The organism is Mesorhizobium sp. P5_C1, from assembly GCF_054049815.1.
In genome coordinates this window covers 1-11,005 of sequence record NZ_JBFULQ010000166.1, presented here as the reverse complement: position 1 = coordinate 11,005, position 11,005 = coordinate 1, and the positions used below count along the sequence as shown (strand labels likewise).

Genomic DNA, 11,005 nt, shown 5'->3' with positions numbered 1-11,005 from the left:
TTGCGGGGGAGATGTCCGGCAGGACAGAGGGGGGTGTTCAAGCGCCAGCATCAATCCCCTCACCCAGCCGTCCGCGCCAGTTGCAGATCCACGAACTGCACCCCCTTGGCCGCCACGCGCGCCCATTCGGAATCCGTGTCGAGTTCGAGATAGCGCGCCCAGTTGCGGCGCGCCTCTGGCAGATTGCCGGCGTCGAATTCCAGCCGGGCCAGATTGAACACCGGATCGGCGTAGGTCTTGTCGAGCGCGATCGCCTTCTGGAGGTGCCTTCGCGCTGAAGCCTCGCGGCCTTGCTCGCTCATCAGCCCGGCAAGATTGAACCACGCCTCGACGAAGGCCGGATCGAGCTTTATCGCGCGGGCATAATCGTGCGCGGCTTCCCTCCCGTGCCCGCCGGCGCGCAGGCAGTTGGCGCGGTTGAAGGCGGCAATGGCATCCGTAGGGTCGATGGTGAGACAGCGCTGGTAGAGCACCGCCGCCGCGTCATGGTCGCCGCCCTCCTCCGCCGCTTCGGCCTCGGCGAACAGCTCTTCCAGCGTGTCGTCGCCCTCTGAACCGGCGTTGCCCAGATCGAACAGCAATTGTCCGTCGAGCTCGCTCTGGCCGCCCTCGAGATAGATCGCGTCGGGCCGCCCATGCTGCGAGCCGACATTGAGCGACTTGGCGGTCAGCGAAGCCACCGGGCCCGAGCGATGCACGGAACGCGCTATCGCGCCCCACGTTGCACCCCCGGCCACCAGCCCGGCATATTTGCGCGCCAGGATCAGGTCGCGGAAAGAATAGGGTTCGCGGTCATGCTCGAAAGCATCGAACAGCGACAACAGATCGAGGTCGGCGCCGGACAGCCGCGACTGCTCGATCAACGATTGCCTGGAGAGCGAGGACGCCTCCGGGGCCGTCATCAACCCGAGCAGGCGCAGGAATCCGTTCTCGCTGATTGGCGTCCGCCCGGCGGTCCGCTCGGCGGCGACGCGGCGCTCGATCTCGGCATCGCCGGCGTTTGCCAGATGGGTCCGCCCGAACACGACATGCGTGGTGCGCCTGGTGACACCGCGCCGCAACTGGCCGTGCTGGCGCTCGACCTCGCGTGCCGCCAGCCTGAGCGGAAACGCCGCCAGCGCGCCGATTGTGCCGAAGACGGCCCCCGGGACCAAACCGGCCTGTGCCGTCATTTCTTGCTCTTGCCGACCGCCTTCAGCAGATTGGCCTTCAGCGGATTTTCAACAGCACCGCCCGCTGCCGCCTTGACCTTGGCCGCCGGCTTGGCGACCTCGTCGGCCTTGCTCTTCGACTTGGCCGGCGGCTTCGACTGCGACAGGCTGGCCTTCAGCGCGTCCATCAAATTGATGACATTGCCGCGCTCGGGGGCGGCTGCAATGATCGGCTTGTGGCCCTTCAGCTTCTCGCGAATCATCGCCATCAGTGCGATCTCGTAGCGATCCTCATAGTTCTTCGGATCGAAGGTGGTTTCCTTCTGCTTGATCAGCGCCTCGGCCAGCTGCAGCATTTCCGCATCGGGTTTTCCGGCCGGAATGTTGCCGAAATACTCAGCTGTTCCACGCACTTCGTTCGGGTTTCTCAAGGTACACACGAACATGCCGTTCTCGCGCGCGCCGATCGTGACCACGCGCTCGCGGCTGGACAGCACCAGCCGTGCGATCGCCAGCTTGCCGGATTTGCGCATCGCTTCGCGCAGCACCGCGAAGGTTTCCTCCGCCATCGCGCCGTCGGGCGCGAGGTAATAGGGCGCGTCCTGATAGATGACGTCGACCTCGCCCTCGTCGACAAAAGCCTCGATGTTCATCGTGTGGTTGGACTCGATGCGCACCGCGTCGAGGTCTGCGTCATCGATGATGATGTACTGCTTGTCCTCGTATTCGTAGCCCTTGACMAGATCCGAACGCTCGACCAACCCCAGTTCCGGATCGACCGGCTTCATGTTGATGCGGTTGTGGGTCTTCTTGTGCAGCTGGTTGAAACTGATGCGTTCGCTCGCGCTGGTGGCGGGGTATAGCCGCACCGGACAGCTGACGAGGCTGAGCTTGAGGTAACCTTTCCAACTTGCCCTGGGCGCCATGAAACACTCCTACGCGGCCATGCACTGTCACACCTGTGCAGCGCTGTTCGTCGAAGGACGAGCGACGCCACTGAAATCCTACACCGACCCCGCACAATACAGGCAAATCCCTGACGAAATCTTTTAGGTCGGCACAGGGTCGAGGGCGGAGAATAATTCAAATTGTCGGGACCGTCGATGGACTTGGGTGCCTCGCCCCCGTTTCATGGGCGCGAGGAACCCAACTTCGGAAGGGGCAAATCCCGCGCGAACTCATCGATCTCCGCCCATGGATCGCCGGATGTCGCCAAGAGCCCCGGCAGCGAGGAATAGTTCAGATCCTGCGGTGCATCGATCGACTCCAGATCCGCCCAGCTCACCGGTGTCGAGGCCGGCAGATTGGTGCGGGCCCGCAGCGAATAAGGAGCGGCCGAGGTGTGGCCGCGCGCGTTGCGATGATAGTCGATGAAGATGCGCTTCTTGCGGTTGTCCTTGCCCATGGTGGTGGTGAAGGTGTCGGGGGCGGTTGCCGCAAGATGCGTGGCGATGGCGCTGGTCGCCTGGTGCAGCTTCTTCCAGTTCTGCTTGCCCGTCACCGGCACGGTGATGTGGATGCCGCTGCCGCCCGAGGTCTTGGCGAAGGGCACCAGCCCCAGCCCCTCGAGCTCACCCTTGATATGCACCGCCGCCTCGACCACCTCGCGCCACGAAATCCCCTCGCCCGGGTCGAGGTCGAAGACGATCTGGTCGGGCTTGTCGAGACTGGTGCGATGCGTGCCCCAGGTGTGGAATTCGACGACGCCGAACTGCGCCAGCGCCAGATAGCCCTTGGCGCCTTCGACCGAGAGATAGGACTTTGTCTCGCCCTCGGAATTGGTCGCCTCGAAGGTCACCACCGAGGGCGGCATGCCGGTGAAGGCATGGCGCTGGAAGAAGCAGTCCTTAGGCAGGCCGGTCGGGCAGCGCACCAGCGACACCGGCCGGCCCAGAATGTGCGGCAGCATGAAGTCGCCGACCAGCGCGTAGTAGACGGCGATGTCGAGCTTGGTCGGCCCGGTCTTGCCGAACAGCCGCCGCGTCGGGTTGGTCACCCAGATGGTGGCGAGGTCGGCCTCCGAGATCAGCCGCTTGCGCTTGGCCGACACCGGCGTCGACAGGCCGACATCCCTCAAGCCGCGAAACACCGCGTGGCGCAGCGCATTGTCCGCGGTGCGGTTGGCATAGTGGATATGGGCCGAAAACAGCGGCCGCACCCAGTGCATCTCGCGCATGATCTCGCGCGGCACCCCTTCAGGCGCCGTCGCGCCCGATGTGAGCGGCTCCAGCCTGGCCAGCAATTCGGCAGCGGTCCCGGTATCGAAGCCGGTGCCGACCTTGCCGCGATAGTGCAGTTCGCCGTCCTCGAACTCGGCAAGCCCGAGTGCTGCCAGCCCCTCGGCGGCATCCGAGACAGTGTAGCCGGCGATGACGAAGTCGTCGGTCTGGAGCGCCTTGGTCTTGGTCCAGCTTTTGGTGCGGCCGCTCTGGTAGGTCGCGGAGGCGCGCTTGGAGACGACGCCTTCCAGCCCGAGTTCCGACGCCTGATCGTAGAGCCCCTGGCCCGAGCCTTCGACATGGTCGGAGAACTGGATGGCGGAATTGGCGCCGAGGCCGGACAACATCTGTGCCAGCAGCGCCTTGCGCCGGACCAGCGGCGCCTTGGTCAGGTCCCAGCCGTCGAGATGAAGCAGATCGAAGGCATAGAAATGCAGTCTGCTGCCGGCGCCTCCGGCCAGCGCCTCCTGCAACAGCGCGAAGCGGCTGATGCCCTTGGCATCGAGCACGACGATCTCGCCGTCGATGATGGCGTCGCGGCACGGCAGTTTGGCGAAAGCCTGTGGCAGGTCGCCATAGCGCTTCGTCCAGTCGATGCCGCCGCGGGTGATCAGCCTGACCACGCCGTCCGCGAGATGCGCCATGGTGCGGTAGCCGTCGAATTTGATCTCGTGCAGCCAGACCTCTCTGGTGTCCTCGCCATCGGGCGGCTTTGGCACCTGCGTCGCCAGTTGCGGCTCGATGCGGCTGAGTGCCGGCGCCTTGAATGCGCCCGGCAGCGTGCCCGGCTTCAGCGAACCCGGCTTGGGCTTGGCCGCCGGCTTCGCGGGCGCCGCCAGCTCCTCGATGCGCTTGCCGGACTTCACGCTTTCCGGCCGCGCTTCCAGGATGTCGAGCGCGGTGTCGGCGGCAAGGTCGCGCTCCTTGAACAGTAGCCAGTTCTTCTTGTTCTCGTCCTCGCCGGGTTTTGGTTTGAGCTTGGTCAGCATCCAGCCGCCATTCAGCTTCTCACCGGCCAGCCGAAACTTGAAGGCGCCGGTCCGCAGGCTCTTCTCGACATCGTCCATCGGTGCCCAGCTGCCAGTGTCCCAGACGATCATTGGACCGCCGCCATATTCGCCCTCGGGGATGACGCCCTCGAAGTCGATATATTCCAGCGGATGATCCTCGGTCTCGACCGCCAGCCGCTTGTCTGCCGGATTGAGTGACGGCCCACGCGGCACCGCCCAGCTCTTCAGCACGCCGCCGACCTGCAGCCTGAGATCATAGTGATCGGCGGTGGCGTGATGCTTATGGACGACGAAGCGGTTGCCTTCGCCGGCGACGAGCCCGCCGGCGGGTTCCGGCGTTTTCGAGAATTCGCGCTTGGCGCGATAGGCTTTGAGCTTGGGTGGGGTTGTCATAGCATGGATCGAAACGCAGCAACCAAGTACAAGCGTCCCGACAGAGCGCTGCTTTTGAGTCTCACGCCCTCAATCGTCGGTGGCCGGCGTCAACTCGAGCTCGGCCGGCGACAGGCCTTGCTGCAGTTGGGCGAGCCGGAATTCGTCGACCCAGTAGGCTTCGCCATCGACCAGCACGCGCGCCTGGTAGGCGCCGGCCGAAAAACTCTGCGCGGTGATGTAGACCTTGTGGCGGTCGAGCGCCTTGCGCACCGCGGAGCGCTTTGCATTCTGGCCGATGACGGGACTGAACATGACGCTGCCCTCGGTCGCCTCGACACCCACATGGCCGCGGTCCGCAGCCTGGCGACTGGAGTTAAGGATGACGGAGACCCGCCGTCCTGTCAATTTCGCGGAGACTAACCAGGCCCGAGGCTTACGACCCGCTGCTGTTGACCGCGTTGCCGATCACCTTGAATTTGGTGTTGACCGCATTGCCGAGCGCGCCGGCGCCGGCGATGATGGCGAGTGCGATCAAGGCGGCGATCAGGCCATACTCGATGGCGGTCGCGCCGGATTCGTCGCGGATGAAACGGGAAAATAATTTTTGCATATTATTCCTGTCTTCTAATCCCTCTCGCATCTAATAGACCCTACAGATTGCAGTTCGGTTAAAATTTGACCAAACTATTGAAGGTGCTCGGACCCCGGCTTGAATCAAGACATCAAGTCGGGCTGCCTGCTGCCGGAGGCGGGACCGCTCGAACCCTCGCCCGGAGAACCGCCTTTAGTCCTTCATTCGCCGCAGGCGGCGCGCCATGCCTTGGATGGTCTTGAGCAGCTGTGGTCTCGTGCGCACGTAACGCTCGGCCCGGCTGCGAAACAGGATGGCGGCATTCGCCCCCCTGCCCCGCAGTGTCATCGGTTCGCAGATCTCGGACAGAACCGAATTCGCGGCACCAATATGTTCCTTGTAGCCCTGACCGCCGACCGACAGGTCGAAGTAATCGAATCCCCGCTCGCGCCCCCACATCATCAGCTTGGCAATCGTCGTCAGGCCGGGTGACACGTTGGCGACCGCATCCTTGTCGATCGCAAGCAGGATGCCATGAAGAGTGCCTTTTCTGGCCAGCACGAGCATGGAGGCAAGCCAGGCTTGTCCGACGCGCAGTCCAAAGAGCCGCACCGATCCGTCGGACAGGCCCTGGAGGGCCGCGTTCCGGTAGAAGTCGACGGCCGATTGCTGCGTCAGGAGATCGAAGCGCGCAAGCTCGCGAAAGCGCTTCAGCCGCAGCTCAAGCAGCGTGCCGAAGAGCTCCTCCGTCAGGGCGGGCGTGTCGGCCTCTACCAAGCTGAGGCCGCCCAGTTGTTCAAAGCGGCGGCAGTGCTTGCGGAAGTCCTTGGCGAAGGACGGCCTGCAGATGCGCTTGATGAGATCCTCGGGTTCGCCGTGCAAGACGAGGCCCGAGGCGACCTGGATGGAATCGCGCGTCGCCGAAAGCAGGGCCAGCGGATTGGCCACGCCAAAGACCTGTTGCGGGATACCGGCGATGTGGATGCGATCCACCGGCGGCAGCACCGAACACACGGCCGCCCAGGCGGCTTCAGCGCCCTGCCTGGTCCACGGGCTGGCATCCGCCAGCAGCGGCGCGGAATAGTCGCAGACGCCGCAGCTCAGCCATTCGACCACATAGTGGCGGTAGGCCCGGCGCCGCATCAGCGGCACCAGCATTCTGGGCTCGCCGGTCGCGGCGTCGCTCACCTCGACGACGAGCAGTTCCGCACTCTTGGGCATCAGCCGCGTAGCGATCCCTTCGGCCCAAGCGTAATGCTGATGGGCGGTGCAGATGCCATTGGCCTGCCACTCCAGCCAAAGCGGCTTGACCGCCTCGAGGCTGGTGTGCAGCCGCGCCGTATACACACGTTCGGCGGTATCGGCACTGGCAGCGGGAGCAGAAGCCTGCGCCGCCGATATCGGTGCCATCCGCATTGCCTGGCTCGACATATCTGCCTCCCACCTTTCTCCCGCCGCGATCGGATGCGGTCGCCGGCGATCCTGTTTTCAGCCGCATGGACCCCTCCACCCGCGTTCTTCCAGACCAGACAGGCGCATCAGCGCGACCCTCTTTGGTATGGATCAAGCGCGAAATGCGGCCGCCCTCAGCCCTTCGACCTTCGCAAGCCACGCACCACGCCCTGGGCGGTCTTGAGCAGCCGCGGATGAGACCGTACGAAAAGCTCGGCCCGATCGCGAAGCGAAGCGACGGCTGCTACGCCCTTGCCGAGCGGCGTCAGCGTTTCGTCGATCTTGGCCAAAACCGAACTCACGGCGCCGAACTGTTCCTTGTAGGGCTGGCTGCCCACCGATAGGTCGAAATAGTCGAACCCCTGCCGCAGTCCCCACGCCATCAGTTCGCCCATGAGCCCCAGGCCCGGTGAGGCGTTGGGCACCACCTCCAGGTCCATTCCGATCAGCAGGGCATGCAATGTGCCTTGCCGGACCAGCATATACTGGACAGAGACCCAATCCTCGCCGACCCGCAGTCCGAAGATCCGCACCGATCCGTCGGACAGGCCCTGGAGCGCTGCGTTTCGGTAGAAATCGACAACCGCCGGCTGCGCCAGGAGATCGAAACGCCCAAGTTGGCGAAACCGCTTGAGCCGCATCTCGACCAGGGCGCCGAAGACAAGCTCTATCAAGGCCGGCGTGTTGGCCTCGATCATATCCACGGTGCCGTGCCGTTCGAGCCGGCGCCAGTCCTTGTAGTAGGTTTTGACGAAGGACGGTCTGCCATGGCGCTTGATAAGGGTCGCCGGGTCGCCATCCAGCACGAGGCCGGATGTGATCAGGCTGGATTCTTGCGCGACCGCCAGCAGCGCCAGTGGATTGGCCACTCCATAGACCTGCCGTGGAATTCCCGTGATATGGATGCGGTCCGTGCGCGGCAGGATGGATCGGACCGCCGCCCACGCCGCTTCGGCGGCCTGCGGGGTCCACTGGTTCCTGTCCGAGAGAAGCGGCGCTGAATAATCGCAGACGCCGCAGCTCAGCCATTCGATGACCCGATGCCCGAGCCTCGATCGCCGCATCAGCGGCACCAGCATCTTGAATTCGCCGGTCCCGGCGTCGGTCACCTCGACGATGAGCAGCTCTGCGCCGTCTGGCACCAGCCGTTTGACGATCCCCTCGACCCATGCATGGAGCTGATGGGCGGAGCACGTCCCATTCGCCTGGCATTGAAGCCAGAGCGGCTTGACGGCCTCGAGACTGGTGTGCAGCCGCGCCGTGTAGGTTCCCGCCGCGATGCTTTGGGAAGCATCGATAGCTTGCCCGGCCGGGATTGGCGCTCCAGCTATCGGCGCATCGGGCGGCGCAGTCGTCAACGTCTGGATCGACACGTCCATCTCCTACCTTTTTCCCGTGGCGAGCGGGGCGGGTTCGGTGCGTCGCCACGATTTCGGCTGGCTGTCATGCCGGCCGTCCGCGCCCTCAAGCGCGAGTATGTGGCGGTGTGCGAAATACCATGAGGCCACGAGCACGACGGTCTCGGAGACCGCGGCACCTGCGAGCGACCATGACGGGGAAGCGATAGCGAGCAGGATTGCGATCAAGACCAGACCAACGACCGCGCCAGCCGTTGTGATGAACGCCACGACCCGGAATTCGCCGAGTATCTCGAGGACGATGCGCGGCATGATGTAGAGCATGATCGGTACGAAGTTCGCCACGGCGAGAAGGCCAATGACGCTGACCGAAGCTCCCGCGAGCGACTGGGATTTTATCGTCGGCAGGACAAACAGGATGCAGGCTCCGTAAACCAGGCTTCCGAGTCCCATGACAAGCGACCATAGCTTGGCATGCATCCACACGCGCCTGACTTCATTGTTCCCCATCATCTTCGCAAGCTCGGGCTGCAGCATGTTCACAAAGGCCAGGCTGACGATGCGCAGTGGGGCAAACAGGACGATGACCGCCGCGATGGGCGCATAGGCCGCAGGACCGGCAATACCCGCGACCAGCAGCGCCAGGCACTGACCCTGGATGTTGGTGGTCGTCGCACTGAATCCCGACCAGCGCAGTTGGCGCCAGAGCCTGGCATAGCGTCGCCGCACGGGCGCTCGGAAACTGACGCGAAGCGGACGGGGCGCCAGGCGAGCAAGCACCGCTATGCCGATCACATTGGCCGCTGCAAGGGCATAGAACACCATTTGCAGCACGTTCGGCGCCGTCCAGATCGCCAGCGCGGCCATTGCGGCACCGGCAACGGTGAAGGCGAAATCGCTTATGCTGACCACCATCTGTTGGCGGCGCGCGAAGAATGCCGTGCGCATATGGCTGCGCAGCGACCACGCCCCGACGAAGCAACCAGCGGCGATACTGCCCGCGTCACCCCACAGCAGCATCAGCAGCGCGGTCGCCGCGCCCATGATCGACGCGACGACCACCGCCGCCCCTCCAAACGTCACGTCGTGCGCGTCGACGCCGGCCCTGTTGGTGCTCTTGCCCATCCAAATGCTGGCCGGGACGGCGGTCAGTGATCTGATGTAGGACAGGCCAACGCCCCCCATCACCATCGCGATGGCGAAGATGCCGTAGCCTTCCGCCGACAGCTCGTGCAGCAGGGTGATGTTCAGCGCGAAGTGAAAGCCGCTCTGTATGGCCTCGCCACCGATCATCAGCACAAGGCGCCGCAGCAGATGGCCTGGAAACACGAACTTCACGGACTGGTCTCCGCTTCGCGGGCGGCATGCGCCCGGCCAGGCTTCGCCAGCGCCGCCCTCAACTTGTCGGTAGCGATCGCCGCGATCGCCGCCGCCGCCACCGGCTCGCTGAAAATCTCCTCGTATCGCAACCGTCCCGCGGCGACGAACCCACGCCAGGCATCTGGCCGCAGGACGATCTCCCGCAATGTGTCGGCCAGGGCGACCGGGTCGCCGGGCGGAACATGCCAGCCGGTCTCGCCATCGCTGACCACCTCCACCAGGCCGCCGATGGCAGACACCAGCGGCGGCCGGCCATAGGCCATCGCCTCGATGGCGACGCGCCCCAGCGATTCGGGACGCCGCGACGGCACGGTGACGATGTCGGCCCAGCGGTAATGCGCCGAGGGGTCCGTTACGACCGGCAACACGCTGACCCGTTCGGCCAGGCCCATGCTTTCGACCAGTTCGGCTAGCGCGCGTTCGCGCTCTACGCTTTCGAAGGCGCCGCCGACCAGCCGCACCTCGATCCTCGACCGCAATTCCGGTGACATCGAAGCGATCGCCTGGAGCAGAATCTCCTGGCCCTTGATCCTGTTGACGCGGCCGAGCAGCAGCACCCGCAAAGGGCGCTTGCCGTCATAAGTCATTGGCTCGGCCGCCGCCGGCCCAGCGACACCGTTGTAGACGACATGCGTGCGCGAGACCTTGGGATCGCCGAATGCGGCGCGCGTCGCGCGCGAGTTGAAGATGAGATCCGCATGGCTCCAGCGCATCAGGCCGACGAGTATCTTGCGCATGACGCCTTCGGGGATCTCGTGGATATGCAGGATGGCCTTGTCGGGGAGAAGGCGCGCGGCCAGCGCATAGTCGGCCACGATCGAGGTGTTGACGTAGGTGAGATCGCAATCCCGGAGGCGCCGCCATGCCCGAAGCACGGCCATCGGCAATCGCGCCATCTCGACCGTCGCCAGCCGCAGGATGGCCTGGCGCCTCAGCACCCAGAGTGGCTCGAAGACGATGCGGCTGGCATGGTGTTCCAGGATCTGCACGATCGGCCCGCTGCGCGGCAGCACCACCTCAATGTCGGCGGACGGAAACGCGGCGCGCAGCGCAGCAACGCTCTCCGCGAAGCTGCGGTCGGAACCATAGAGTTCATAGCCCTGATGAACGCAGGCAATCCGCATCTTTGTATCCCGCCAGGTGCCGCAGCCATCGCACCAGGCGCTGGAATGCGGGAACCTTTTCGCAAGAACCATGCCTGATTGATCCGCCCGACTGGCGGACGCCCAATCCCTGGCAATGCCTCGTTTCGACACAGATACGCACAGAAGGGTTGACCGATAATGAAACAACCACGGGGTTCAATACAGTTTTTTTACAACCCCGCGCGATGATCATCCGCCCGAACGCCGAAATCGTCGGATGGCATGGAAGTTGCCCATCCGATTTTGATGATGCAGCAATCGCTAATATATAAAGTTCCGAAAGTGCCAGCGGCCATGAAACCAGAGACGCCTGCCATTCTGATCCTGGGGACGCGCGGCATACC

The 11,005-nt window shown here is 64.3% G+C and carries 9 protein-coding genes; all 9 read right to left on the bottom strand.

Annotated elements, in window-relative coordinates; all coding sequences use genetic code 11:
* Nucleotides 1-59: 59 nt before the first annotated feature.
* On the bottom strand, nucleotides 60-1,172 hold the full coding sequence (locus ACXJ7R_RS15290; protein WP_457152561.1) for a tetratricopeptide repeat protein: 1,113 nt from the start codon (nucleotides 1,170-1,172) through the stop codon (nucleotides 60-62).
* Complete coding sequence (ku, locus tag ACXJ7R_RS15285) at nucleotides 1,169-2,077, bottom strand: non-homologous end joining protein Ku (RefSeq protein ID WP_457152560.1); 909 nt, start codon at nucleotides 2,075-2,077, stop codon at nucleotides 1,169-1,171. The genes ACXJ7R_RS15290 and ku overlap by 4 nt, the downstream gene beginning before the upstream one ends.
* Before the next feature lie 203 nt (nucleotides 2,078-2,280).
* Nucleotides 2,281-4,773, bottom strand: coding sequence for a DNA ligase D (gene ligD, locus ACXJ7R_RS15280; protein WP_457152559.1), 2,493 nt, complete (start codon nucleotides 4,771-4,773; stop codon nucleotides 2,281-2,283).
* Nucleotides 4,774-4,842: 69 nt separating this feature from the next.
* Nucleotides 4,843-5,067 carry a hypothetical protein gene (locus ACXJ7R_RS15275; protein ID WP_184875376.1) on the bottom strand — a complete coding sequence of 75 codons (225 nt, stop codon included), beginning with the start codon at nucleotides 5,065-5,067 and terminating at the stop codon, nucleotides 4,843-4,845.
* Between the two features lie 121 nt (nucleotides 5,068-5,188).
* A complete protein-coding gene (locus ACXJ7R_RS15270; protein WP_184875378.1) occupies nucleotides 5,189-5,365 on the bottom strand; it encodes a Flp family type IVb pilin in 177 nt (58 codons plus the stop codon).
* 174 nt (nucleotides 5,366-5,539) lie between these two features.
* Nucleotides 5,540-6,757 carry a GNAT family N-acetyltransferase gene (locus ACXJ7R_RS15265; RefSeq protein ID WP_457152558.1) on the bottom strand — a complete coding sequence of 406 codons (1,218 nt, stop codon included), beginning with the start codon at nucleotides 6,755-6,757 and terminating at the stop codon, nucleotides 5,540-5,542.
* Nucleotides 6,758-6,912: 155 nt separating this feature from the next.
* Nucleotides 6,913-8,157: a GNAT family N-acetyltransferase gene (locus ACXJ7R_RS15260; RefSeq protein WP_457152557.1), complete on the bottom strand. Its 1,245-nt coding sequence runs from the start codon at nucleotides 8,155-8,157 to the stop codon at nucleotides 6,913-6,915.
* Nucleotides 8,158-8,160: 3 nt separating this feature from the next.
* A complete protein-coding gene (locus tag ACXJ7R_RS15255) occupies nucleotides 8,161-9,429 on the bottom strand; it encodes a hypothetical protein (RefSeq protein WP_457152556.1) in 1,269 nt (422 codons plus the stop codon).
* Nucleotides 9,430-9,470: 41 nt separating this feature from the next.
* Nucleotides 9,471-10,640 (bottom strand): glycosyltransferase family 4 protein, encoded by a 1,170-nt coding sequence (locus ACXJ7R_RS15250; protein WP_457152555.1) that lies wholly within the window; start codon nucleotides 10,638-10,640, stop codon nucleotides 9,471-9,473.
* Nucleotides 10,641-11,005: the final 365 nt, after the last annotated feature.